The organism is Ilumatobacter sp. (genome assembly GCF_039969435.1).
Taxonomy (GTDB): domain Bacteria; phylum Actinomycetota; class Acidimicrobiia; order Acidimicrobiales; family Ilumatobacteraceae; genus Ilumatobacter_A.
Genome location: NZ_JBDVNU010000012.1, coordinates 34,744 through 60,689 on the forward strand (window position 1 = coordinate 34,744; position 25,946 = coordinate 60,689).

Below are 25,946 nucleotides of genomic sequence, written 5' to 3' on the forward strand. Positions count from 1 at the left end.
GCGCTGGCTCCGTCAGTCCTGAGAGCGGTCGATCAGAGCTGCGATCGGTGAGCCGGCCCAGTGCTCGTGCAGGTCACGGGGATCGTCGTAGACCGCGAGGGCACCCGCGTCGATGAGTTCCCCTCGACCGAACCCGCCGCAGGTGACCGCCACGCAACCGATCCCGCACTCGGACGCAGCGTGGATGTCGTAGACGCTGTCACCGAGCACGATGGTCCGCTCGCGGTCGGCGTCCACGCGCTTCATCGCCAACTCGAAGATGTCGGGGGCGGGTTTGCTCGCATCGACCTCGCTCGAGTTCACCGACCGAGCGACGACGGAATCCGCGCCGATGATCGCGCGGAGTCGATCGACGTCCTGCTCGCTTCCCGACGTCGCGTAGACGTTCGTCGCTCCCTGAGCAGCGATGTGGCGCACGAGGTCCCCGGCGCCGGGCGTCGGTGCGAGTTCGTCGATGAGCGGTTCGAAGCCGTCGTGCCACCATTCCTCGAAGGGGTCGTCGCGGTCCGGCGCGAAGCGTTCGAGGAGCTGATCCGCCCCCATGCCGATGGAGCGGTGGATCTCGGCGAGCGGCACGACGAGCCCGCCGCGCCGCAGCGCGCGGTTCCAGGCGAGCGCGTGGTGGTAGTTGCTGTCGACGAGCGTTCCGTCGATGTCGAGGAGCACGGTCACGGGGGTCATTCGTCCATCGTGCCCGACGCCTGGACCGGTGAACCCTCGCAGAACCGCCGGACGACGGATGGTGCCGGTCACCGACCGGACGCAGCGAGGGCCTCGGGCTCACCCGTGTGGGGAGTCGGGGATGCCGGCGATCAACATCTCGGTGATCTCGGCGAGATGCTCGGGGTCGGGTCGGGGCCCGCCGATGAGTGCGTTGAAGTAGAGCCCGTCGCCGACGAGGCGGACGTGTTCACCGAGAACCCTCGGCAGAGGATCCAGTGGTGTCGAATAGCGAGCGAAGAGCTCGCTGAGGATGGCGGCGATGTCGTCGTCGACCGCGTGCGTGGCAGCGAACAGCGCGAGCCAGAGCGTGTCGTCGCCCTGCACGACCTCGGCAGCGGCGCCTAGGTACCAGCGCACGAGACCCTCGAGATCGGTGGGAGCGTCGCGGATGGTGACGTCGATGGCAGCTGCCAGTCGATCGCAGAGCCCGGCGAACAGAGCCGACTTCGACGGGAAGTGGTAGAGCAGCCCACCCTTCGAGACACCCGAGCGGGCGGCGGCGTCGTCGAGCGTGACGTTGGCGGCGCCGACCTCGACGATGAGGTCCTGGAAGGCGTCGAGGATCACCTCGCGTTGGGACGGGCGTGCCATGTCACCGTGCGTCCATCGAGACGACGTCGGCGGATTCGACGATGGGCTGGCGCTGGAACCTCGTGCGGAACGCCCACACGGCCACCGCGCCGATGGCGATCGTCGCAACGAGCGCGGCGGCATGGAACCCGTCGACGAATGCCGAGGAGGCCGCGTCGCGCAGAGCGTCACCGGGTTCTCGACCCAGTCGTTCTGCTGCGCCGAGCGCCGCACCCAGCGTGTCGCGCGAGACGTCGATCGCTTCGGAGGGCACGCCGTCGACGTCGACCAGGCCGCGCCGGTAGACGGCAGCGGCGACGCTCCCCAGGACCGCCGTGCCCAGCGCCACCCCGAGTTCGATCGCGGTCTCCGACACCGATGCGCCTGCGCCGGCACGTTCGGGTGGGATCGCCGAGAGGATGCCGTCGATGGCCACGGTCATCGACGCGCCGAGCCCGGCATTGAGGATCATCACGGCCGCGGTGGTCAACGCCACCGAGCCCTCCGCCGTGACCTGGGTGAGCATCGCGAAGCCGATGCTGCCGAGGGTGAGTCCTGCCGCGGTGACGGCGAACGCACCGAACCGTCGGGCGGCCACCGGGGCGAGCAGTGTGAAGGTGATCGAGGCGCCGGCGGCGGGGAGCAGTTGCAGACCGGCGCGCAGCGGCGACATGCCGACGACGAGTTGCAGGTACTGGGTGACGAAGAACAGCGACCCGGCGAAACCGAAGGCGGCGATCATGTTGCCGCTGACCGCCATGCGGAACTTCGCGACCGAGAAGAGGGACACGTCGACCATCGGGTCGGCGAGGCGGCGCTGACGGCGGACGAACGACGTCGCCGCCGTGGCGCCGCCGATCGCTGCGACGAACACGGTCGCCGAGAGTCCGTGTTCGGCGAACATCTTGACGGCGTAGACCGTGACGATCATCGCGACGAGCGACAGTGCGGCGCTCGTGACGTCGAACGCACCGGGCGACGGGTCACGCGACTCGGGGACGAGTCGCGGGGCGACCAGGAGGAGTGCGGCCGTGACCGGAACGCCGACGAGGAACACCGAGCCCCACCAGTAGTGCTCGAGCAGGAACCCACCGACGATCGGACCCAGTGCGGACCCGAACGAGAACGCCGACGCCCAGATCGCGATGGCGGTCTGACGTTCGCGGGCGTCGCTGAACACGTTGCGGATCAGGGAGAGCGTCGACGGCATCAGCGTCGCACCGGCGACGCCGAGCATCGCTCGGGCGGCGATCAGCATCCCGGGGCTGGTCGAGAACGCAGCGAGCACCGAGGCGATGCTGAACCCCGCCGCGCCGAGCATCAACAGCCGCCGTCGGCCGATCCGGTCGCCGAGGGCCCCCATCGTGATCAGGAGGCCGGCCAGGACGAATGCGTAGATGTCGATGATCCACAGCAGCTGGGAACTCGACGGGGCGAGCGATGCACTCAGCGAGGGAACCGCGAATCCGAGCACGGTGGCGTCCATCGAGATGATCAGGACGGGCAGGGTGAGCACCACCAACGTCCACCAACGACGAGGGTTCGGAGGAGCAGACGACATGAACGTTACTGTACCGGCTGGACGGTTGAGTTTGCTCAGCTGTCGACGGGCGCCGGGTGCCGGAGTGGGCGACGACGTCGCCGTCCACTCCGGCGCTCGGTCAGGAGATCGTGGCCACGACGTCGACGACGAGGTGGATGCGTGCCGACGTGTGGATGCACACGGCTCCGTCGGCCGAGAGTCGGGTCAAGACCTCGTTGGCCCCGTTCACGCCCGCCACGTAGTTGATCGTCGACGAGAAGGGGCGGGGGGTGACGCACGGGTGCACGGTGACGAAGCCGGTGCCGTCGGCCCCGACCGCCGTGACGTTGACCACCGCACTCGTGGCCGTCAGCGGCACGCCGCCACGACCGGTCACCTGCAACCGGTACTCGCCGTTCGGACCCTGTCGGCCGTCGCCCGACGATCCGCCGTCGACGGTCGCACCGCCGGACCGGGTGTCGAGCAGTCGTGCCGGACCGATGGGTGTGAGGTCACTGCCTGCGGGCAGGAACCCGACCACGTCGGCCACGAGATGGACGCCAGCGGACACGAAGAGGCAGAGCCCGCCTGCGTCGTCGAGAGGGGCGATCAACTCGTTCGCCCGATTCACGCCGGCGACGAAGTTCAACGACGAGGCCACCGGCACCTCGGACGTGCAGGGGTAGGCAGTCACGAACCCGGTGCCCTCGGGAGCCACTGCCGTCACGTTGACCACCGCCGCAGCAGCCTCGGGAGGAACGGGCCCTCGCCCGGCCACGGGCAGTCGAACGACCGCGCCGGCCACGGGCTTGGAACCTCCCGCCGATGCGCCGTCGACCGTGACTCCGTTCGCACGTGTGTCGAGGAACCGCGACGGGATGACCGGGACCACGCTCGAACCGTCGGGGACGAAGCCGGTGACGTCGACGACGAGGTGGACGGCCTCACGGGTGAAGAGACACACCTCGCCCGACCCGGTCAACAGCGTCACGGTCTCGTTGCCGATGTTCACCCCGGCCGTGAAGTTCAGCGACGATGCAACCGGTCGCGGTGTGACACACGGGTGAATCGTGACGAAGCCGACGCCGTCGGCCGCAACGGCAGCGACGTTGACGACGACAGCCGCGGCGTCGTCGGGCACGTCGCCTCTCCCGGACATCTGCACCCGGTACTCCGAGCCTGCGCTCCGCTTGCCACCCTGGGCGAAGGTGCCGTCGATGGTCACGCCGTTCGCACGCGTGTCGACGAAGCGGGTCGGCGTGACCGCTTGGAACGTCATCGGGGTGCCTGGGTCGATGGGGTCGACCGGGTCCGTCGGTTCGACCGGGTCCGTCGGGTCGACGGGGTCGACCGGGTCCGGCAGGGAGAGGCCACCGGGAGAGCCGACCCCGTGTCCGTCGGCAGCGGTGAAGGCGCCGTCGACGCCGTCGAGCGACAACGTGGAGATCGGACCCGACAGCGCTGCCGTGTTGTCGTAGGTGAAGCCCGATGTCGACGCTGCGAAGGACACGCCGGCCACCTTGCGGCCGGCCGGATCGAACAGGTTCACCTCGTCGCCACTCGTGCTCAGGCCGATGCCCGAACCGGAGTAGGTGCCGATCGGTGTGGCGTCCAGGGGGACCGAGCCGACCCATGCCGTGAGGAACTGCTCGGTCGTCGCGGCGACCTCCTCGGGAGATGCCTCGACGAACACGGCGGACTCACCGGCGCCGAGAGCGCCGACCCCGATGAGGGTCCGGGCTTCGGCGAAACTGTTCGAGGAGTCGTCGACGGCGAAGCCGGTCAGATCGACCGTGTCGGTGCCCGTGTTGGTGATCTCGAACCAGTCGGCACCGTAGGGGGCGTCGCCCGATGCCCAGGGTGCGACTTCGGTGACGGCCACATCGGCGAGCGGCGCCTGCGGCACCCCCGCTGTGCCGGGCGATCCGATCTCTTGAGCTTGAGCGGCAGCGAACGCCCCGTTGACACCCACCTCGCTGAGCGTGGTCAGCGTCGGGAGCGGCGTCGTGTTCGAGCCCAGCCCTTCGGCGTTGTCGAAGGTGGCGAACGGGGAGGCCAGAGGGGAGGCTCCGAAGGCCACGCCGGTGACGAGGGCGCCGGAGGCGTCGAAGACGGTGACTGCGTCGCCACCCGTCGACAGGCCGACGCCACCTCCCGTGTAGTGACCGAAGAAGAAGCCGTCGTCGAACAGGTTCTGCTGGAACCATGCCTGGGCGAAGGCGAGTTCGAAGGCAGCGTCGTCGGTGCCCTCGAAGAAGATCGCCGACGCGCCGGCCGGCAGCACCGGGACGCCGATCAACTCCGCACCGCTCGCGAACGTCGCCGACGAATCGTCCATCACCCAACCCGAGAGGTTCACCGACGTCGAGCCGGTGTTGGTCACCTCGAACCAGTCGACGGCGTAGGGCGAGTTGCCCGAACCGAACGCGGCGACCTCGGTGATGCGGATGCCCGATGTGTCGCCCGACGGTCCACCCGGATCGACGACAAGGTTGCCCGGCGACCCCACCGCGATGCCGTCGGCGGCGACGAACGCGAGGTTCACGCCCTCCGACGCGAGCGTGTCGATGGCGACCGGAGCGGCCGCTGCGCCGTGACGGGCGACGTTGTCGAAGGTGATGTCAGTGGTCGCTGCAGCGAAGGACACGCCGGTGACATGCGTGTCGTCGGGGGCGAAGACGTTGACCGCGTCACCGTTGCCGGACAGACCGAGGCCGGAGCCGAAGTAGCTGCCGAGCTGGAGGCCGTCGGGCAGACCTGCGTCGCCGAACCAGGCGGTGGCGAAGTTCGCCGAGACCGTCGGGAGATCGGTCGTCTCGAGGAAGATCGCCGATTCGCCGGGAGCCAGCGACGACACTCCGAGGAGCGGGGCCGCGAGCGTCGGATCGTTCGAGCCATCGTCGACGGACACGTCGGTGAGATCGAGGGGGACCGAGCCGGTGTTGGTCAACTCGAACCAGTCGGCTCCGTACGAAGCGTCGCCGCCCCACGGGGCGACCTCGGTGACGGCGAGCCGGGTGAGCGGCGATGCGTCGGTCGCCCACACCAGGAGTTGAGGGCGTGTGGCACTTCCACCGCCACCCTCCGACGTGGTGTACATCACGTTGTCACGGTCGAGTGTGACGCCTTCCATCGTCTGGGCGGGCACGGTGAGGGGTGCACCGACATCGGTGATGTCGACCTGGCTGTCGATCACACCGTTGCGGTCGACGTTGACGATCCGCCCCGACTCCTGGCTGATGATCAGCAGGTTCTCGGAGTCGCCGCCGTCCAGGTCGGGGAGCAGTGACAGCGGGAACACGTCGGACAGGTCGGTCGTTCCCACGAGCGTCGGGTCGAACAGGTCGACCGGGTTCTCCACGCCGGGACCGCCGTTGGTGGCCGTGCCGGCGTCGAAGTCGATGTTCGTCTGGAACACGCCGAGAGGAGCGCTCTCCTTGACGCCGATGAAACCCAGACCGTCGGGGCCGGTGGTGAGCGGGTCGTAGCCGATGCCCTCGAGGCCGATGTTGCCGATCGTGGTTCCGAGCTTGACGGCGGTCGCATCGGCGCGGTCGAGCACCGTGCCGCCCGCATAGGTGACGAGCACCGCGTTGCGCAGCCGTTCTTCGGCCACGACGAACTGCCCACCGCCGACGTAGCTGAGTCCCTCGGTGTCCTCGAAGCCGACGAGGCTCATCGAGTCGATCAACTCACCGGTCGTCGACACCTGGACCACCGACGTGCCTTCGTCACCCACCACGAAGAGCGTGTCGGAGTCCCAGTCGTAGGTGATCGCCGAGACTTCCGTCGCCAGTTCCGAGCCGGCCGGAGCTTCCGAGTCGAATTGAGTCGGAAGTGGATACCGGCCCACGATCGAGTAACCCGCGAGGTCGATGGCAGACGGTGTCACGGCGGCCGAGGCCGCAGGCGCAGTCGTCAGGACACCCGCAGCGGAGGCGGAGAGGCAGAGTGCCGTCACGACGGCAGCACGACGGTGAGGGAGGGTGGCATGCATCGGTGTCCTGGATAGCAACGACAGATGTCGCCCGACTGGAGTCGGGGTGAACGCAGGGTGGCCGTCGCTCAAACCTTGGGCGACACCGGCTCCCTGCGTTGGTGCCGAGATTCCTCCACTCGTCAGGATCTTCTCGACCGGATGTCTGCTGTCAGACGCGTCAGACTGCTCGGGTGAGTGTCGACGACCGAGGCCATGCTGCTCCGCGCGTCGTCGATGCAGGTCCGACGCGAGGTGCTCGAGGCCCCTGCCTGGTCTGGAGACTTCCAGATCCGATGCGGGGGATCAGCTCTTCGATCGTCGGCGGAGGCATCGGTCCCGTCTCGTGGGTGCTCAACACGACGGTCGACGAGGACTACGACCGCCTCGACCCCGATCTTCATCTGCAGCAGATCGCTCGTCGACTCGATCTCGACGGCCGCGGTGTCGCGATGATGACGGCCGTTGCGGTGAGCGAGTACCAGGAGGCCGAGACGAACGGTGCAGCAGCGTGGGCGACGGTGGGAATCAGTCGGCCGGTCTGGGCGGCCGAGTTCTGCGACCCTGTCGAGCCCGATGCCGGACCGGGCACCATCAACCTGATCGTGATGGTCCCGGTGAATCTGGGCGATGCCGCTCTCGTGAACGCCGTCGCCACTGCGACGGAAGCCAAGGTTCAGGCGTTGCTGCACTGCGGCATCGACGGGACTGGCACGGCAAGCGATGCGGTTGCCGTGTTGTGCGCTGCCGACGGAACACCAGAGCGGTTCGGCGGTCCGCGATCGACGTGGGGAGGCCGGATCGCGTGCGCCGTCCATGACGCCACGCTGGCCGGAATTGCGGCGCAGCAGAACCGGTGAGGCCACCATGACGGCTCGCGCGCATCATCTCCGATGACCGCGATCGAGGTGTCGGTCGACGTCAGCGCGGGGGCATGCGGATCGCGCCGTCGAGGCGGATGTTCTGCCCGTTGAAGTAGGTGTTGCGGACGAGTTCGAGCACCAGCGAGCCGAACTCGTCCGGGTTCCCCAGGCGCTTCGGGAACGGGACCGATGCGCTGAGGTTCTCGAGCACCTTCTCGGGCACGCCGAGCATCGGTGGCGTGGCGAAGATGCCGGGCATGATCGAGTTGATGCGCACGCCTTCGTTCATGAGGTCGCGTGCGATCGGGAGCACGAGTCCGTTGACGCCCGCCTTGCACGAGCCGTAGGCGACCTGGCCCACCTGGGCATCCTGGGCGGCCACTGATGCGGTGAGCGTGATGACGCCACGCTCGTTGTCGTCGAGCGGTTCCAGGTTCTCGATCATGCCGAGCGCGGACAGTGAGGCCATCCGGTAGCTGGCCACCAGGATGCCCTGCGCGGCGAACGCGAAGTCCTCGGTCGAGAGGCGTTTCCAGCCGCCGCTCTCGCGGTCCTGGCCCACGGTCTTGCCACCCTTGGCCGCCATGGCGCAGTGGACGAGCACGCGCTCCTGGCCGTAGGCCTCACGTGCCTCGGCGAACCCGTCGACCACGCTCTCCTCGTCGAGGATGTTCACCTTGCAGAAGAGTCCGTCGATGTCGGCTGCGACGGCACGGCCTCCATCCTCGTTGATGTCGAACACGGTCACCTTCGCTCCCGCCGCCGCGAGCGCATACGCGCTGGCACGGCCGAGGCCCGATGCTCCACCCGTCACCACCGCAGCGGTCGTTCCCTGTTCGATCTTCATGCTGTCGTCCCCGATCTGTCGGCCCGGCCGGTCCTGGCGTACGTCGATCGAAACTAGACGGGTGGCTTCGTCGGACACCCACCGGCGCCGATGGTTCACCGGTCGACGGCGGGCACACGGGTGAGCGTGTGATCGGATCCGGCGGTGCTGGTGGGGATCAGTCCGCGGAGAGGCGGTCGAGCACGTTCGCCGTCACCCGTGCGACGTTCCGATCCTGCGCCAGCCCGAAGACCCAGTCGGTCGTGCCGACCGTGACGACCTCGCCCGCACCGGTGCCGAACGGTCGACACGTCAGCATCACGGCGTTGCCGAAGCGGGCGCGGGCCCGGGCGGTCTCGTCCCTCCCACCGAAGATCCGTTCGGCGATGAACTCCAGGTCGCCCTGGTCGCTGAGCGCAGCGATCGACGTGGGGTAGTCGCCGACGCCGAGGTTGCTCGACGGCGTCATCGCGACGACCTCGCAGTCGGCGGGCAGGGCCGCCAGATCGGCCTGCTGGGCGACGACCGGGAGGTTGGACTCGTCGAAGGCGACCGGGCAACCGAGCGTCTCGTAGCCGACCACCCCGTCGTCGCGTCCGAGCACGTCGCCGTACCGGAGGTCGGTGCCGGCGAGCAGCCAGTGATCGCCGCGGTACACCACGAAGCCTCCGACGCCCCGAGCGGTCGCGTTCCCGAAGCGGTGGTACAGACCGAACGCCGAGCCGCCACCGAGCAGCATCCATTCCGGCCGGGCGACGACCGGGTCGGCCCACATCCCGCTCATCGCGCGTTCGTCGTCGGTGCCCATCACCGGGTCGTCGAGGTGGGCGCGGTACTTGTGGCAGACCATCGACGGGCCGCGCTCACCGTCCTCGAGTCGGACCTGCCAGAACATCGTGTTCCCCGAGAACGACGCCAGGTTGCCACCGGCTGTCACGTGGCGTTCGAGGGCGGAACGAGCGGGCGCCGACCAGTACTCGTCGTGACCGACCAGCAGGACCAGGCCGTATCCGTCGAGGGCCCCTGGGTCGGTGTCGAGGTCGGAGGTGACGGCGTAGTCGAAGGCGTGACCGGCGCCCTCCGCCCACTCCACGAATCGTCGGCCGTGCGTGAACCACCCCGTCGAACCGATCGCCGACGGATAGTGGTGCTCCGTGCGGTAGCGCTGGAAGATCTCGCCGTCGACATCGGGTGTCTCGCGGAACCGGACCGGGCGGGCCTTGCGGTCGTCGCGCTCGACCTCGGGTCGCGACAACATGCCACGGCCGAACGGCCGTGCGAACGACACCTTCGAGCCTCCGGTGTACAGGCTCCTGCCGCCCCAGGTGTTGTAGGCGTTCCAGGTGTTGGTGGGCAGCACGTACAGGATCGAACGGCGGTCCTCCACGAGTTCGGGTCCTCGGACGACGAAGCATGCGTGAGCGACGCTCCGGTCGTCGGGGACGCCGTGTGCGGTCAACGTGACGAGGTGGAAGCCGGATCTCCATGCCGGGTCGACGACGAGTTCGACGGCGGCCGGCCACCCGCATCCGTCGGAGTCGGCGTCGACGGGTGGTGGATGGAACACGCCCTCGACCGCCGACGTCGACCAGACCTCCTCGCGCTCGGCTCCCCACCGCTCGACGCGCACGTCGAAGGTGGGGGCATGGGTCGACACGTGGACCCGGACCGTCTCGCCCGCGCGGTAGCTCTGTTGCGCGCAGTAGCCCTCGATCGCGTCATGAAACGTCTGGTCGTCCACGTCCGCACCGTAGTGATGTGCGTGGTCGGTGGCGTCTACGGGTGGAGCCGATCCGGAGGCACGACCTGCTCCTTCAGCGCGACTCCGCTCGTGCCGGTTGCGAACATCTGCTCGGCCAGGGCGATCACACGGCGGGCGGCGTCGACGGGAGCGGTGCCGGTCTCGTGGATGTTGCACACGAGGTTGCGGTCGGCGTCGGTGTGGCCGGATTCGGGGCGGTACGCCATGTACGCCGACATGCTCTCTGCCGTCTGGAGGCCCGGCCGCTCGCCGATCAACAGCACGACGATGGCCGGCCGGAGGAGGTCGCCCACGTCGTTGAGCACACCGACCCGGCACCGTGACACGAGGAACGGCAGTCCGACGTTCCAGCCTCGCCGGTCCGCCGCTTCGTGCAGCGACTCCAGCATCTCTGGGCCGTATCGGGCGACCGCCTGCGGTGACAGTCCGTCGCCGAGGACGACCTGGAGATCGGTCCCTGTCGCGAACCACCGGGCGACCTTCTCGCGTGCGTCGTCGTCGAGCGACCGCCCGCTTTCCGGGTCGGCGAGGTAGTCGGCCCGTGACGTCGCCCGGGTGGACACGCCGAACAGGCCGAACTCGGCGACGAGTCGGCGAAGCGCAGGATCGTCGAGAGTCAGTTCCGCGTGCACGGCGTCCTGGGCCGCAGCGTGATCTGCCCGGAGTCGCAGGAGATCTGCGGTCGAGTACGACGTGCCCGGCCCGTCGAGGAAGATCCGCGCACGAGTGACCTCGCGAGCGGTGAGCCGCGCGTCCGCTCTGGACACGAGTCCCGCCGGTCGGGCAGGGAGGCGGTGCGAGGGGTCGCCGTCACTCATCGGACGCCCGACGGCAGGCCCGGTGCGACCAGTGAGTACAGGCGATCGAGTTCGGTGGTGCGATCGACGCTCTGTTGCAGGCGGCCGCCGCCCCACAACCCGCGGCCTTCCAACCATGCCGCGAACTCGGGTGCGGGTTGCAATCCGAGCAGGTGACGGGTCGTGGCCACGTCGTGGTAGCTGGTCGACTGGTAGTTGAGCATCACGTCGTCGCCCGCCGGGACGCCCATCACGAAGTTCACTCCGGCGGCGGCCAGCAGGACGAGCAGGTCGTCGTTGCTGTTCTGGTCGGCGTCGACGTGGTTCGTGTAACAGACGTCGACCCCCATCGGCAGCCCCATCAACTTGCCCATGAAGTGGTCCTCCAACCCGGCGCGGGTGATCTGGCGTGCATCGGCGAGGTACTCGGGGCCGATGAAGCCGACCACCGAGTTCACGAGGAACGGGTCGAACAGGCGGGCCACCCCCTGCGCTCGCGCCTCGCACACGAGCTGACCCATCCCGTGGTGCGCGCCGGCGGACAGCGCCGAGCCCTGCCCGGTCTCGAAGTACGTGAATTGTTCGCCCGCGTACGACCCGGGGCGCGAGCGGTGCTGCTCGCGCACTGCGTCGCAGGCCTCGCTCAGCATCGCGAGGTCGATCCCGAACGACCGGTTCGCCTCTTCGGTTCCTGCAACCGACTGGAACAGCAGGTCGATCGGCGCGCCTCGCTCCAGTGCGGCGATCTTCGTGGTGACGTGCGCGAGCACGCAGCCCTGGGTCGGTACATCCCACGCGTCGATGAGATCACCGAGCATCGTCGCCAACGCGGCGACGGTGTCGACGGACTCGATCGCCGGGTTGATGCCGATGACGGCGTCGCCGGCACCGAACAGGAGGCCGTCGATCGTGGACAGCACGACGCCTGCGAGGTCGTCGGTCGGGTGGTTCGGTTGGATCCGCACGCCGAGCACGCCCGGGCCACCGATGGTGCTCCGGCATCGAGTCGTCACACGCAGCGAGGCCGCGGCACTGACGAGGTCGAGGTCGCTCATGAGGCTCGTGACGGCGGCTGCGACCTCGGGCAGGATCAGCGCAGCCAGTCCCTCGGAGGTCCACTGGTCGGCGAAGCCGGGGGAGAGAACGTGTTCGCGGAGTTCGCCGATCGCGAACGAGCCGATCGAGGCCTGCATCGCCGTGCGGTCGATCGCGCCGAGCAGCGCGCCCGTCACCTCGTCGTCGACCATCGGGTCGTCGACGATCTCCGAAACGCGGACCCCGGCCAGCACGTACTTCGCGGCGATCCGTTCGCGGTTCGACGTCGCAGCCAGTCCGGCGAGTCGGTCACCCGACTTCGGCTCGCTCGCCTTGGCCGTCAACTCGGCGAGTGTGGCGAACGTGAACCGCTCTCCTCCGACCGTCTCGGACCACGTCATGCGCTGATCCGCCCGTCGCGCGATGTCGCCGTGGGCGATCCGCACGAGCATCGGTGCGTGCTCGGTCGGGCAGCGGACGGCCGGGCGGCGGGTCTGCGAGGGTGTGTCCGGTGTGCCATGTCGACACGATCTTGTCGCACACGAGGCCGCACGTGCGTCGTGTTCGGTACATCGGACGATCGGGAGTCGACGGAGATGTACCGTTTTCCATGGGACGTCGCCTGATTGCACTCGGTATCGCTGCTCTGCTCGTCACGGCCGCGTGTGGTGGCGCCGACGACGCCACCGTGCAGTCCGAGGACGTCGCTCCGAGTGACGCCGCCACCTCGACCTCCACGACCGAACCCGAGACGATCGACACCGCGGCCCCCGACACCGTCGCTCCCGACACGGCGGCCACCGTCGCTCCCGACACGGCGGCCGCTGACACCGCCGCCGACACCGCGGTCCCCTACACCGCGGTGCCCGACACCGCCATCCCCGACACCGCGGTCCCCGACACGGCGTCCGCCGAGACGGCGGGAGCAGGACTGCCCGCCGAGTGCGTCGCCCCTCCGGTGACGGTGGTGGCGCAGCGAATCGGATCGTCGCCGCTCGGATCCGACGCGTTCACGGTCGTCGACGCGGTCGCCGTTCCCATTCCGATCGTCCCGAACCCCGATGGTGCCGTCGACGCGACGGAGCGGGCGACGCTCGCAGCAGCCACCGATCTGCTCGGGTACTCGCTCGTGTTCGGTGACTCGGAGATCGAAGGTGACGGCGCCGTGTTCTTCCAGTTCGATCCCACGACTCCGGACACCCTGCGTGGGCTCGTGTCGATCTACCCGCCGACGGGTGTGCCGTTCGCAGCGGGTGACGTCGTGACGTACGGCGAGGTGCAGGGTCTCAGCATCCCGCTACCCACCGTGGGCATGGATCTGTCCGCGTTCGACGCCGACACCAACACGTATCTGAACGACCCGACGGGTCAGGTCACGGTCCTCGGCGTGAACGACGACGCACTGTGTCTCGACGTCGATCTCACCTGGACGGTGGACCAACCGGACGACAACACGCTCACGATCCGTGGTGTGTTCACCGGTCGTGTCCTCGACCGTTCCACGATCGTCGTCCTCGGGTGACCGCGCCGAGGTCGCCTGATGCCGGGGAGCGCCCGGTTCGACGAGCGCAGGCGGGGTGCAGCGGCCGGAGCGATGTCCGACGTGATCGTGATCTCGCAGGGCGTGTCATAGTGGCGCGATGATCGAGTTGGTGTTGACCATCATCGGGCGCGACCGGGCGGGGGTCGTTTCCTCACTGGCCGACGTCGTCCAGTTCCACGACGGCAACTGGAAGCGCAGCGAGCTCGCCGAGATCGCGGGAACGTTCGCAGGTGTCGTCGTGGTCGAGGTCGGCGACGACCGTGTCGACGAACTCCTCACCAATCTGTTGGTCCTGCGCGAGCAAGGTCTGCACGTGACGGCCCAACAGGTCGAGGAGCCGACCGCCACGCCCGGCGCCGACGAGGTGCGTCTACGTCTCACCGGTGACGACCGGCCGGGCGTCGTCCACGAGATCTCCTCGGCGCTCACCGCTCTGGGCGTGAGCATCTCGCGTCTCGGCACGGTGACCGACCTTCCCGGTGAGGGCGACACCAGACGATTCGAGATCACGGTCCGGTTGGCCGTACCGGTCGGTGCGGACATCGATGCGGTGCTCGATGCGATCGGGTCGGTCGCCGAGAGCTCGGGGATCGCCCTCGTCGTCGACGACCTGACGGGTGACGACGCGCCCGACTGACGCCCGACCCACGGTCTGTCAACCGGTGTCAGACACCGGATGGATTCTCGGCGCCGACCTGTCAACGGGTGTCTGACACCGGATGGATGTCGCACGGGAGTCGGTGGGTGGGGTCGTGTCGGTTCACGCCCGGTTCACGCCTCTCGACGAGGGTGCGCAACATGAGCAATCTTCGTGTCACGGCTCTCGGCATCGCGGTGGTCGCCGTTCTCGCCGCATGCGGTGGAGGCAGTTCGCCGTCGCAGTCCGACGAGGTCGACGACCCCCCGGACGCATCGGTCGAGGACGTCGCCGACGAGGCGCCCGGATCCACCGAGGCTCCCGAGACCACGGAGCCCGCTGAGACTCCGGTCGAGACGACGCCGGAGGAAGACGAGGTCGCTCCCCGGTGCGCCGTCGAAGACGACGGCGCCTACTCGGAAGTGAGTTGCGACGAGCCGCACGATGCCGAGTTCGCTGCGCTCGTCGGCCCGCCCGACGGCGTGTCGCCCACCGACGAAGAGGAGTTCGACGATGCGCTGCGAGCGCACTGTGTCGATGCGGTGGTCGAGTTGACCGGCCGCGACGCCAACCAGTTCGGTTTCGAGGTGGGTGCCACCACCACCGACCAGCCCGGTGCCACGTTCGCCGCGGATGTCGAGTGTTGGGCCGAGGTGACTGCCGAGGGCACTCTCACGGCGTCGCTCCGTGACGTCTCGCTCGAAGTTTCGCTCGGCGACAACGTGATCGTGGGCGACATCGTGCCCGGCAACTGCTTCTTGTTCGTCGACGAGGACGAGGACTCCTTCGACATCGGCCGGGTGGCCGACTGCGAGGAGCAGTACGCGGAGATGGTGGTGGGCATCGCTTCGTCGGACGTCGACACCGACGACTACCCGGGCGAGGATGCGGTCGTCGAGATCGGCGATCGCGTGTGCGGTGACGTGGCAGGCGCCGCCGATTTCGAACTCAGCGGTGACACCGTGAGCTTCATCTACCCGTTGGCCTTCGAATGGGAGGAGCGAGGGATTCGAGACCTCATCTGCACGTCGTATCGCAGCAGCGATTTCGAGGAAGGAGGAGATGCGTTCTGTGCGACCAAGATCGAGGGCGGGTCGTACGAGGAGACCGAGTGCGACCAACCTCACGACATGGAGTTCGTCGGGCCGGTGGAAGCTCCCGCCGAGATCCTGCCCGCGGACTACGACGAAGCCGTCGCTCTGCTCACCGCCGCCTGTTCGCCGCTGGTGAGCGACTACCTCGGCGGCCGCGACCTGTCACAGCCCGGAGTCGGAGTCACCTTCGACGCCGAAGCCGAGCTCGGCGAACCGATCGTCGGTGACGTCGACTGTTTCGTCCTCGTGAGCTCGGCGAGCGGGCTCTCCGCGGCGATCTCCGATGTCGGCTTCGATGCCGCCCTCGGTGACCTCCGCGTCGTCAGCGAGCTGGATCCGGGAACCTGTTTCGTCAACCCGCCGGATTCGTTCGAACTGGGGACCGTCGTCCCGTGCGACGCTCCCGATGCGCTGTTGCAGATCGGCCAGTTCGTCGTCGAGGATGGTCCGTATCCAGGGGAGGATCCGCTCCGAGCGATCCGTGGCGAACGGTGCCCGCAGGTCCTCGCCGAGTCCGGGCTGGCCGACCTCGTCGACGTCGCCACACTGTCGGGAGTCTTCCCGAACCTGGAGGGATGGCGAGATCTCGGCCGCCGTTCCGTGACGTGTGACGCGTCGCCGCTCTGATTCGAGCGTCGTCCGGTTCTCGCCGTCCCGGTGGCGGTGCGTAGTTTCGAGGTCACCCGGGCGGCGCACGCGTCGTCCCACTCGACCCTCGGAGATCCCATGACCCACGACATCGTCATCCGCAACGGCACCGTCCTCGACGGAACCGGAGGAGCGCCGATCTCGGCCGACGTCGGGATCACCGGCGACACGATCACCACGGTCGGCAGGATCGAGGACGAAGGCACCCGCGAGATCGATGCGACCGGCAAGACCGTCACGCCCGGCTTCGTCGACATCCACAGCCACCTCGACGCGCAGATCGGATGGGATCCGCTGCTCACGCCTTCGAGCAACCACGGCGTCACCACCGCACTGCTGGGCAACTGCGGCGTCACCTTCGCGCCCTGCAAGCCCGAGGACCGCGAGATGCTCGCCAACATGATGGAGAGCGTCGAGGACATCCCGGCCCAGGCGATCCTCGGCGGACTCCCGTGGACGTGGGAGAGCTACGGCGAGTACCTCGATGCGCTCGACGGCCTCGACCCGGCGATCAACGTGATGGGCCTCGTCGGCCACTGCGCGATCCGTCCGTACGTGATGGGCGAGCGCGCCGTCGGTGAAGCGCCGACCGAATCGGAACTGGGACAGATCGCCGAACTGGCGGCCGAAGCCGTCAGCCAGGGAGCGGTCGGGTTCTCCACGTCGCGGATCCTGCTGCACTTCCTGCCCGACGGTCGCTACGTGCCGGGCACCAACGCCCCGCACGAGGAGATGGTCGCCGTCGCCAAGGCGCTGGGGCCGAACGGACTCACCCAGAACGTCCCGAACTTCGGCGGCGACCTCTCCGGTGAGATCGACCTGATCCGCAAGCAGGCAGAGGCTGCAGGAGGACGTGTGCTGTTCAGCACCGGGGTGAGCGAGCATCCCGACTCGGGCAAGCGGATGGCCGAGATCGTGGATCGGCTGAACGACGACGGGCTCGACGTGACCGCACTGTGCATCCCCCGTCCGTCGGGTCTCGTGATGGGCCTCGTCAACGAGTTCTACTTCCGGGGTGGACCGTGGAAGGTGCTCCACTCGATGTCGTTCGAGGATCGTCTGGCCGCGATCCACGACGACGCCTTCGTCACCGAACTCGTCGACCACGTCAAGGCCAAGGGCACGAACACCCCCGCCTCGGAGATCTTCCCGATGGGCGACGGTGTTCCGCGCTACGCCGACGGACCCGGCCACAGCCTGCAGGATCTCGCCGATGCAGCGGGAGAACATCCCGTCGAGACGTTCCTGCGCATCGAGCGCGAAACGGACGGTACGGCGTTGTTCACCGTGCGCTACTTCAACCGCAACCTCGACGCCATCGAGTCGCTGATCACCTCCGACCATGTGCTGCCGGGCCTCGGTGACGCCGGTGCCCACGTCGGCCAGGTGATGGACGCGGGGTGGACCACCTTCACGCTGCGCTACTGGGCCCGTGAACGCAAGGCGATGAGCATGGCCGAGGCGGTGCGCCGGATGACGTCGGCACCCGCCCGGGTCGTCGGTCTGGACGATCGCGGCGTGATCGCGCCGGGTCAGCGTGCCGACGTGAACGTCATCGACATGGACAACCTCGCCGAGTCACTCCCGTCCTACGTCCACGACTTCCCGAACGGAGGTGGCCGTCTCGTCCAGACCGCAACGGGCTACGCGGCGACCATCTGCAACGGCGAGGTCATCCTCGAGAACGACCGACACACCGGCGCCCGCCCCGGTTCGGTGCTCCGTTCCTCCCACTGATCGGCCTCGGGCAGGTTCTCGTACGGATCGACGGCGCTGAGCGGCGTCGATCCGCAAGATTTCGCCTCCGTCGACGTCGCGACCCATCGACGGAGTGTGATCGGCCCGGCAGTCCTGCTGCTCGCAGGTGAACAGTTCGGCGTCGGTGTCGGGCGGTTCCATCCGCCCGACGCCGCCCGTGTCAGCCACGCCCGGCGCGGACTCCGGCGATCACCTGCACCGATGCGTCGTCGTCGAGGTCGAACATGACGGACTGCCAGGGTGACTCACCCACCACGTCGAACTCGACCGCGGCCTCGGTGAACCCCGCGACCATCGCGTCGACGGCGGCCGAACTCGCTGCGATCTGCTCGGGCGTGGGCCCGTTGTCCACCGGCGCCTCCACGATCTCCTCGACGGGCTCGACGGGCTCGACATCGATGGTCGGAAGGTCGATCGGAACGGGCTCACCGACCACCTCGCACTCCATCACCGGATCGATGGCGACCGGCGGGTAGAGCTCGTCGAAGACGTCGGCGACGGCCTGTGCCGTGTCCGGGTTCGAGTCGTCCCACTCGACCCAGGCCCAGCCGAGCTCGTCGGTCACGAGTTCGTACTCGAGGCCGGCAGCGTCGAACGCAGCCGTGAGCTTCTCGTTGTCGGCGTTCTGCTGGGTGAGCTGCTCGGCGGTCGGCGGTTGCGGTGGTGAGATGATCAGCCACGCAGCGTCCACCGCGGCCTGAGCGGCCGGATCCTCGTAGTCGTACACGACCGACTCGTATCCGGACTCGTCGGTGACACGCTCGTAGTCGAGGCCGGCGGCGTCGAACTGACCGGCCACGACGTCGTTCTGGGCGACGATCGCATCGAGTTCCTCCTGGGGGATCGGCTCGACCGGGTAGCGGGCGCTCCAGTAGCTGTCCGCCACCGATCGGGCCACGACGTCGTCGAAGGCGTAGTCGACGCTCAGGTAGCCGACGTCGTCGGTCGAGGACGTGTACGCGATGCCGAACCGGTCGAAGGCCTCGATCAGCCCCTCGCTGTCCTTGTTCGTCTCGGCGATCTCCTCCGCGGTCGGTTCGTAGACGCCTCCGCACATCATGGACGAGTCGGCGACGGCGACGCTGCTCGACGCGACCTCCGTGCGATCCAGCACCTCGAAGGCGCGTCGTGCCAGGGCGCCTTCCTCGCCCGACACGACGCGTGGTTCGTCGGCGTCTGCATCGGTGTCGACGGCAGGCTCCGTCGGAGCGCTCGTGTCGACGCTGGCCTCGGTCGTGACGGCTGCCGCCGTCGACGCCGGCTCGCTCGAGTCGGAGGCGGTGCCGCACCCGGCGGCCAGGAGGCCGACCAGAGCGGTGGTGGTCACCAGCCGTGCCCATCGTGGTGTCGCGTGTGGCTTCATTCGTTCACTCCTGTGAGGTGGGACGAGCACGCAGCGTGCGTCCGTGTCCCGATTCGACGTCGCGAATCGACCTCCGGTTCCCGCACGCTCGAAAGTTCCGACGAGTTCGTCGCAGGCGAGCGTTCCGATCGGGTTGGATCTGAAGCGAATGGGTAGATCCGTCGCCATGAGCGACATCATCCGACATGACGACGGATCATTGACCGTGCCCGTGGAACCCGGCAGGGACGACGCCGACACGGAGGATGGCGCCGACGCGACGGTCGTCGACGCACCCACCTCCATCGTGATCCGTCCGGGAGAAGGTGGGTACGTCGAAGCTCTCGCCGAGTGGGAGGCCGATCAGCATCCCGACCGCGGGGAGGCGGTGTCCACGGCGTCGGGCCGTGCGCAGGCCATGTCCGCGGTGCATGCCGTGGGCGAGGACGAGGACCACCTCGCGCAGGCGATCGACGCGCTCGACGATCCGCAGGAAGCCGCCGAGGCGCTCCGTCACGTCCTGGTCGGAGGCAATCCGTCGGTCGAGGCGTTCGCCGCGGAGGTGGCCGAGGCCGAAGGAGGCGAACCGCTTCCGGCGCACACGGTCACGAGCATCATCGGCAACATCCTCGCCGAGACCGACGAGCGCGCCGACTGACGAGCGACGCCCGCAGTCGGGGCGGGGTCGTGCGACGGTCCCGAGCCGGGGTCACGTGGCGACGAAGCCGGTGACGTCGATGGTGAGGTGGGTGTCGGCGAACGTGTAGACGCACACCGTCCCCGCGTCGGACAACTTGGCGATCACCTCGTTGCCGATCACGGCACCTGCTCCGATGTAGTTCAGGCTGCTGGCAATGGGGCGGCTGTCGCACGGGAAGATCGTGAGGAAGCCTCGTTCGGCGGGGTTGATCGCCGTCACGTTCATCACCACCGCCGCGGCATCCGCATCGACTCCGCCACGACCGGCGAGTTCGACCTCGACGGTCTCCCCGGCACCGATGCGGCCGCCCCCGACGAATCGACCGTCGACGGTGTCCGTGCCGACTCGGGACTCGAAGACGCGTGCCGGGTCCAACGATTCGAAGCCCGGGTTCGGCGACACGTATCCGACGACGTCGACCGTCAGGTCCGTCTCGGCCGACGAGAACAGACACACCTCGCCGTCCCGGCTGGTCTTGGCCACGAGCTCGTTGCCGACCACCGCGCCCTGGTCGGCGAAGTTCAACGACGACGCCAGCGGCCGAGGGCCGCAGGGGAAGACGGTGACGTAGCCGCGTTCGGACGGGTTGATCGCCGTCACGTTCATGACCACGGAGACCGCCCCCGACTGCGGGACGTCACCGCGGCCGGCGACATCGAGCACGAGTGTGGAACGGGCTGCGAGTCGACCTTCACCTGCGAAGCGATCGTCGACCGTCCCCTGACCGTTCCGGACGCGGGTGTCGAGGATGCGCGCCGGGCTCGAGGACGTCACCGATGACGAGGCGGGAACGTATCCGACCACGTCGATCGTCAGGTGCGTCTCGGCGAAGCTGTAGGCGCACACCGTCCCGGCAGCGCTCACCTTCGCGACCAGTTCGTTTCCGACGACCACGCCCGCCGTGGCGTAGTTCAGCGACGACGCATTCGGTTGCGCCCCGCACGGGAAGACCGTCACGTACCCGCGCGCCGACGGGCTCACCGCCGTCACGTTGATCACCACTCCCGACACGCCGCCGTCGGGTACGCCCGCCCGCCCGAGCACGTCGACCTCCACCGTGCTGTCGGCTGCGATCCGACCACCACCTTCGAATCGACCGTCGATCGTCGTCAGGTCAGGCCCGCGGCGCGTCTCCAACACCCGCGCCGGCTCCAACGACACGAACGCGTTCGGCGTGCCCGTCGGTGGGACCGACGAACCCGGCGGAGTCGTGGTCGTGGTCGTGGTGGTCGTGGTCGTGGTGGTCGTGGTGGTGGTGGTCGTCGAGACGGGCCCGCCGAGGTCGACGAGCTGTGGCGTCTCGCGGTCGATCAGAATGCCGGTCTGCGACGTCGAATTCGTTCCCCAGCACCAGACCGAGTCGTCGTCGCGGATCGCGCAGATCGTGGTCTGGGAGGTGCCGCCGGCGCCGAAGGCATCGAGCTCGATCGCGTCGAACCCGGGGATCTGGCTGGGAAAGGCCCGGGCGAGTCCGGGTGGTGCAGGGTTCGCGAATGCACCGGTGCCGACCCCGCGACCACCCGACTCCAAGTCTCCCCAGCAGAAGACGTCGCCGTCGATCTGGAGGTAGCACGCGTTCACGGCGCCGACGGCGACGTCGACGGCACCGGCGCTGTCGACCACCTTCTGCGCAGCGAGGGTCGGCGAGGCGTTCCCGACACCGCGTAGACCGAGGTAGTCGCTGCCCCAGCACCACACCTCGCCGTTCTGCATCGCTGCACACGTCGTGTCGGTGCCGATGTCGATCGAGACGGCGCCGCCCGGAAGCCCGGTGACCTGGACCGGAGTCAGGCGGTTGATCGTGGTCCCGTCGCCCAACTGGCCCAGGCCGTTGACTCCCCAACAGAAGACCGTGCCGCCGGCGTGGCGTGAACACGTATGGCGTGACGACGCCCGGATCTCGAGTGGTTGCGGCGTCCCGGGAGGGAACTGCGCCTCGACCAACACGGTCGTGTTGGTGGTGGAACCGTTGCCGAGCTGACCGTTCTCGTTCTGACCGAGGCACCTGATCTTCGAACCGACGATCGCGCAGCGGCTGTCGGTCGGTTCGTTGCCGTTGCCGGGTTCGTTGCCGATGTCGAACGACGCCGGGGTCGCCGAGTACGTCCCGTAGGTCGTCGTGGCAGCGCCTTCTCGACAGGTGAGCTGGGTCGCTCCCGTCCCGAGCGCGCATGGACCTGCCGAACCGACGGAGACCCCGGACGCCGAGGACGGGAGCCCCGGCACCGTCGTCGGGCCGAGGTCGATCGATCCGGTGAACACGCTCAGTTGTCCGGCGTCGTTGCCGCCCCAGCACACCGGCGACGCGTCCACGAGGACGGCACACGTGTTGCGGTTCCCGACGACCACCTGGGAGGCTTCGATCCCGGCGACCTGGGTGGGCGACGGCACCTTGGTCAGGTCTTCGAGGAGCGGATCGCTGCCGAGACACTTGACGAGACCGGCGGTGGTCGTGAAGCAGGTGCGTGACCCGACGGCTTCCACGGAGGTGGCGTCCGATGCACCGGGGACGTCGACGGGTGTGGCGAGATTTCCGAGCGCGGCTCCTGCCGCCGGGCCGTCGCCCCAGCAGCTGACCTGACCGGTGGCCCGCAGCGCGCACGCGTGGCCGGTGCCCATGGTGATCTGTACCGCATCGGTGAGGTTCTCGACGGGCGTCCCCGCCGGGCCCGATGCGCCGCGGACGGAACTGAATCCGTAGCACCGGACCTGACCGCCGAGGTCACGGAAACAGCTCGCAGATGCTCCGAGAGCGATCTCGGCGACATTCGTGAGGCCCGATGGCTGCGGGGTGTCGTAGATGCCCCCGGGCACGGCGGGCCCGAAGTGCCCGGTGAAGGTGCTCCCCATGCACTCGACGGTTGCGTCGTCGAGCAGCAGGCACGTGCCGAATTCTCCGGTGTCGACCTCGATGGCGTTGTCGACGCCCGGGATCTGGCTCGGGAACCGGTGTTGATCTCCGAGGGTCGGTCCGGCCTGACCACTCGAACTGTCACCCCAGCAGAATGCCCGACCGTCCTCCACGACCGCGCAGCCGTGGGTGCGGTAGATGTCGAGCGAGATCACATCGGTCAGTTCCTCGATCAACTCCGGTGCGGCGCGTTCGACAGGACCGCTGTCGTTGAACGGGAGCGTTGCACTGGCGCCCCAGCACCACAGTGTCCCATCGGTCTTGACCGCACACGTGGTGCCGTCTCCCGCTTTCACGATCTCGGCGTTGCCGAAACCGGTGACGGGGACAGGGCCCTCGTTGTAGGACTCGGCTCCTGCACCGAGTTGGCTCCGGTCGTTGCGTCCGAAGCACTCGATCGACCGGTCGACGAGGATCGCGCACGTGTGGTCGAAGCCGAGACCGAGCCCGTCGGCTCCACCGGCCTGCGCCGGTGCCGACCCCGCGGTCAGCACGACGACCGTGGAGGAGACAAGGAGCACGAGAGCGACGATGCGCCGGGCGATCGAGTGGGAGTTCGGTTCGATGTCCATCCAACCGAGCCTGAGGGTCGTGCGTGAACCGAGCGTGAACGGTGTGTTCAGAAGCCGTCCCACTCCGCACCGACCGGCCGGGTCGGTGACATCCGCCCGGGACGGACGTCACCGGGTCGGGGTCAGGTTCCGAGCCGGACCCGACGTTCGAACACGAACTCGTGCTCGAGGTAGGAGTTCACGTGCTCCTGGCCGACGCCGAGTGGTGTGAGTGGGCTCGACTGCAGCAGCATCCACCCGTCGAGGAGCGATGCAACGCCCGTCGGGTACGGCGGGTCACCGGCGGGGATCGATGGCCCTGCGCCGGCGGTTCCGTCGTGGAATGCCCACCCGATCACGTGTGAGTCGAGTGCTGACCCCTGCATCCAGAGGTACAACACCTGCTGTCGTTCGACGCTCGCCGAACTCACCGCGACCTCATCGGACGACGAGCGCCGAGCGCTGTTCGAGGCGCGTCCGGTAGTGGTCGACGTCGTACCGCTCGTCACCGGACAGGTATCGCCAGAGCGCCACCCGCTGCATCTGTTCGTTGCGGTACTCGGTGACGCTCAGCCAGGGCTGGAACGTACGCAACGTGTCGGCGATCGTGCCGTGGTCCATTCGCGCGAACACGTGATCGGTCGGCAGGTTCTGGACCTCGTCGAGATCGCTCGTGTCCCACAGCCGCACCTGGGGTCGGGTCGGATTGAGCCGCACCTTGTGCATCCACCGATCGTTCGGCCCGGGATTCGGCTGGCCGGCGTGCCACAGGCCGTGGTGGAACACGAACACCGTGCCGGCCGCGCACGCGACCTGCTGCTCGCCAGTGATGTGCTGGTAGCGATCGAGTCCCGACGAGCGGACCCGGCGCAGGTGGCTGCCCGGGAGGTACCGCGTGCCGCCTTCGCCCGGCTCGACGTCGTTGCAGAACCAGAAGAGTTGGATGTCGAACGTGGCGTCGGGTGAGTCGGTGACCGCGTCGACGTGGAGGGGCTGGACGTCGGTCGCTCCGGCTTCGATGAAGTGCGTGAAGTCGTGGTCGAACGTCGGGTCGGGCCCGACGAGCGACTCGATGATCCCGCGGATCGCCGGCAGGCGAAGGTACTCGCCGATGACCGACGGCTCGGGGTAGCACCGGTCGAGCGGCGTGCCGGTGTGCGGTGGCTTCAGACCGTCGGGCGCGAACCGTTCGTTCTTCAACCGTTCGAGTTCGGGAATCGCTCGTTCGTTGAGGTCGGGCGGGACGATCCCGTCGAAACGGAGCACACCGTTCGTGACGAATTCGGCCATCTGCCGGGTGGAGAGTCGGTGTTCGCGAGGGTCTGTCCGATCGACCATACCCACGCGACCATAGACGTCGTGCGGGCCCGGGTCCTCTGCCGGATGCGCTCGGTGGCATGATCGCCACATGAGAGCAGTCGGCGTCATCACGTACGGCGGCCCCGAGGCACTCGAGGTCGTCGAACTCCCCGAGCCGGTCGCCGGACCCGGGGAGATCCTCCTGCGTGTCCATGCCGCGGCGGTCAACCCGACCGACACGTACGGTCGCAACGGTGCTCGCGCCGAGCAACAGCGGAAGTCGCCGCCTCCGTACGTGTCGGGGATGGACGTCGCCGGAGTCGTGGAAGCGATCGGCCCCGACACCGACACGTCACTGGGTGTCGGCGACCGTGCGATGGCGATCGTCGTGCCGAACGGCTCGCACGGCGGGTACTCGGAGAGGTTGGCGTTGCCCGCGGGTTCGGTGGTCGCCGTGCCAGCGGGCGCGACCGATGTCGAGGCGTCGACGTTGCCGATGAACGCGCTCACCGCACGTCTCGCCCTCGACCTGCTGGGACTCGCGCCGGGTCAGACCCTGGCCGTGACGGGGGCCGCCGGCGCATTCGGTGGATACGCCGTCCAGCTGGCCAAGGTCGACGGGTTGCGGGTGATCGCCGACGCGTCGGAGGCCGACGAAGCACTCGTGTACGAACTCGGCGCCGACGTGGTGGTGCGCCGAGGCGACGACGTCGCCGACCGGATTCGTGAACACGCCCCCGACGGTGTCGACGGCATCGTCGACGGCGCCGTCCAGAACGAACTCGTCTTCGACGCACTGTGTGACGGAGGCGGCTTCGCGACCGTTCGTGGCTACGACGCCGACGCCCCACGCGACATCGAGATCCATCCGGTGTGGGTTCGTGAGTACGCCGAGGAACGCGAGAAGCTCGACCTGTTGCGACAGCAGGTCGAGGAGGGGGTGCTGACCCTTCGCGTGGCCGACACGTTCGCGCCCGATGACGCACCCGAAGCGCATCGCCGGCTCGAGACCGGTGGCGTGCGCGGTCGCCTCGTCATCGAGTTCTGACCGTCGTTCGGGCTCGACCGATGACGAACCGAACCAACCAACCAATCACACGGCAGCCGGAGGCCAGGATGTACAACGAGATCGACTACAGCGTGAGTGGCCATGTCGGCACGATCACGATCGATCGGCCCGGGGCGCGCAATGCTCTGACGCACACGACGTATGCCGAGCTGGCTGATGCCGTCGAGTCGACCACTGCGAGGTGTTTGATCATCACGGGTGCCGATCCGGCTTTCTGTTCGGGTGACGACGTGAAGCAGGTGATGGTCGCGGCGGGTGAGCGCAGCAGTTCCGGGGATCGGCCGGTGCCTCGTCTGACGCCTGCGGCGGGGGTGTTGTTG

The 25,946-nt window shown here is 68.4% G+C and carries 20 protein-coding genes; 8 read left to right on the forward strand and 12 right to left on the reverse strand.

Translation table 11 applies throughout. The features are described 5' to 3' along the window. Window positions 1-12: 12 nt before the first annotated feature. The 4 genes from ABJK40_RS06970 to ABJK40_RS06985 all read right to left on the reverse strand — a co-directional run bounded on the left by ABJK40_RS06970 (window position 13) and on the right by ABJK40_RS06985 (window position 6,812). Window positions 13-681, reverse strand: coding sequence for an HAD family hydrolase (locus ABJK40_RS06970; protein WP_348480579.1), 669 nt, complete (start codon window positions 679-681; stop codon window positions 13-15). A gap of 99 nt (window positions 682-780) precedes the next feature. After that, entirely contained in the window at window positions 781-1,314 is a 534-nt protein-coding gene (locus tag ABJK40_RS06975; RefSeq protein ID WP_348480580.1) for a TetR/AcrR family transcriptional regulator, read from the reverse strand. 1 nt (window position 1,315) lies between these two features. Beyond that, the gene (locus ABJK40_RS06980) at window positions 1,316-2,854 is read right to left on the reverse strand and encodes an MFS transporter (RefSeq protein WP_348480581.1); all 1,539 of its coding nucleotides are present in this window, start codon (window positions 2,852-2,854) and stop codon (window positions 1,316-1,318) included. 100 nt (window positions 2,855-2,954) lie between these two features. Next, a complete protein-coding gene (locus tag ABJK40_RS06985) occupies window positions 2,955-6,812 on the reverse strand; it encodes a lamin tail domain-containing protein (RefSeq protein ID WP_348510207.1) in 3,858 nt (1,285 codons plus the stop codon). Between the two features lie 173 nt (window positions 6,813-6,985). Between ABJK40_RS06985 and ABJK40_RS06990 the strand changes: the two genes are divergently transcribed. Next, entirely contained in the window at window positions 6,986-7,651 is a 666-nt protein-coding gene (locus ABJK40_RS06990; protein ID WP_348480583.1) for an adenosylcobinamide amidohydrolase, read from the forward strand. Window positions 7,652-7,712: 61 nt separating this feature from the next. Here ABJK40_RS06990 and ABJK40_RS06995 read toward each other — a convergent pair whose 3' ends face one another. The 4 genes from ABJK40_RS06995 to ABJK40_RS07010 all read right to left on the reverse strand — a co-directional run bounded on the left by ABJK40_RS06995 (window position 7,713) and on the right by ABJK40_RS07010 (window position 12,475). Further along, a complete protein-coding gene (locus tag ABJK40_RS06995) occupies window positions 7,713-8,501 on the reverse strand; it encodes an SDR family oxidoreductase (protein WP_348480584.1) in 789 nt (262 codons plus the stop codon). 157 nt (window positions 8,502-8,658) lie between these two features. Continuing rightward, a complete protein-coding gene (locus ABJK40_RS07000) occupies window positions 8,659-10,221 on the reverse strand; it encodes a N,N-dimethylformamidase beta subunit family domain-containing protein (RefSeq protein WP_348480585.1) in 1,563 nt (520 codons plus the stop codon). A 35-nt stretch (window positions 10,222-10,256) separates the two neighbouring features. Further along, a complete protein-coding gene (gene eutC, locus ABJK40_RS07005) occupies window positions 10,257-11,009 on the reverse strand; it encodes an ethanolamine ammonia-lyase subunit EutC (RefSeq protein WP_348510208.1) in 753 nt (250 codons plus the stop codon). 47 nt (window positions 11,010-11,056) lie between these two features. Next, complete coding sequence (locus ABJK40_RS07010) at window positions 11,057-12,475, reverse strand: ethanolamine ammonia-lyase subunit EutB (RefSeq protein ID WP_348480587.1); 1,419 nt, start codon at window positions 12,473-12,475, stop codon at window positions 11,057-11,059. Window positions 12,476-12,684: 209 nt separating this feature from the next. Here ABJK40_RS07010 and ABJK40_RS07015 point away from each other — a divergent pair, with 209 nt between their 5' ends. The 4 genes from ABJK40_RS07015 to ABJK40_RS07030 all read left to right on the forward strand — a co-directional run bounded on the left by ABJK40_RS07015 (window position 12,685) and on the right by ABJK40_RS07030 (window position 17,733). Further along, on the forward strand, window positions 12,685-13,596 hold the full coding sequence (locus ABJK40_RS07015; RefSeq protein ID WP_348480588.1) for a hypothetical protein: 912 nt from the start codon (window positions 12,685-12,687) through the stop codon (window positions 13,594-13,596). Between the two features lie 118 nt (window positions 13,597-13,714). Then, window positions 13,715-14,254, forward strand: a complete 540-nt coding sequence (locus ABJK40_RS07020; RefSeq protein WP_348480589.1) for an ACT domain-containing protein — start codon at window positions 13,715-13,717, stop codon at window positions 14,252-14,254. Between the two features lie 161 nt (window positions 14,255-14,415). Continuing rightward, entirely contained in the window at window positions 14,416-15,975 is a 1,560-nt protein-coding gene (locus tag ABJK40_RS07025) for a hypothetical protein (protein WP_348480590.1), read from the forward strand. Window positions 15,976-16,074: 99 nt separating this feature from the next. Then, complete coding sequence (locus ABJK40_RS07030; RefSeq protein WP_348480591.1) at window positions 16,075-17,733, forward strand: amidohydrolase family protein; 1,659 nt, start codon at window positions 16,075-16,077, stop codon at window positions 17,731-17,733. Window positions 17,734-17,914: 181 nt separating this feature from the next. Here ABJK40_RS07030 and ABJK40_RS07035 read toward each other — a convergent pair whose 3' ends face one another. Further along, complete coding sequence (locus ABJK40_RS07035) at window positions 17,915-19,081, reverse strand: hypothetical protein (protein ID WP_348480592.1); 1,167 nt, start codon at window positions 19,079-19,081, stop codon at window positions 17,915-17,917. A 202-nt stretch (window positions 19,082-19,283) separates the two neighbouring features. Here ABJK40_RS07035 and ABJK40_RS07040 point away from each other — a divergent pair, with 202 nt between their 5' ends. Beyond that, window positions 19,284-19,754 carry a hypothetical protein gene (locus ABJK40_RS07040; RefSeq protein WP_348480593.1) on the forward strand — a complete coding sequence of 157 codons (471 nt, stop codon included), beginning with the start codon at window positions 19,284-19,286 and terminating at the stop codon, window positions 19,752-19,754. A gap of 51 nt (window positions 19,755-19,805) precedes the next feature. On the opposite strand, the gene ABJK40_RS07045 is transcribed toward ABJK40_RS07040, so the two are convergent. The 3 genes from ABJK40_RS07045 to ABJK40_RS07055 form a co-directional block, all read right to left on the reverse strand. Next, window positions 19,806-23,279 carry a hypothetical protein gene (locus ABJK40_RS07045; RefSeq protein WP_348480594.1) on the reverse strand — a complete coding sequence of 1,158 codons (3,474 nt, stop codon included), beginning with the start codon at window positions 23,277-23,279 and terminating at the stop codon, window positions 19,806-19,808. 122 nt (window positions 23,280-23,401) lie between these two features. Beyond that, the gene (locus ABJK40_RS07050; RefSeq protein WP_348480595.1) at window positions 23,402-23,689 is read right to left on the reverse strand and encodes a hypothetical protein; all 288 of its coding nucleotides are present in this window, start codon (window positions 23,687-23,689) and stop codon (window positions 23,402-23,404) included. Between the two features lie 7 nt (window positions 23,690-23,696). Next, the gene (locus tag ABJK40_RS07055; protein ID WP_348510209.1) at window positions 23,697-24,596 is read right to left on the reverse strand and encodes a phytanoyl-CoA dioxygenase family protein; all 900 of its coding nucleotides are present in this window, start codon (window positions 24,594-24,596) and stop codon (window positions 23,697-23,699) included. 70 nt (window positions 24,597-24,666) lie between these two features. Here ABJK40_RS07055 and ABJK40_RS07060 point away from each other — a divergent pair, with 70 nt between their 5' ends. Both ABJK40_RS07060 and ABJK40_RS07065 read left to right on the forward strand, forming a co-directional pair. Then, window positions 24,667-25,605 (forward strand): NADP-dependent oxidoreductase, encoded by a 939-nt coding sequence (locus ABJK40_RS07060; RefSeq protein WP_348480597.1) that lies wholly within the window; start codon window positions 24,667-24,669, stop codon window positions 25,603-25,605. 68 nt (window positions 25,606-25,673) lie between these two features. After that, a partial coding sequence (locus ABJK40_RS07065) for an enoyl-CoA hydratase-related protein (RefSeq protein WP_348510210.1) occupies window positions 25,674-25,946 on the forward strand: 273 nt, incomplete at its 3' end.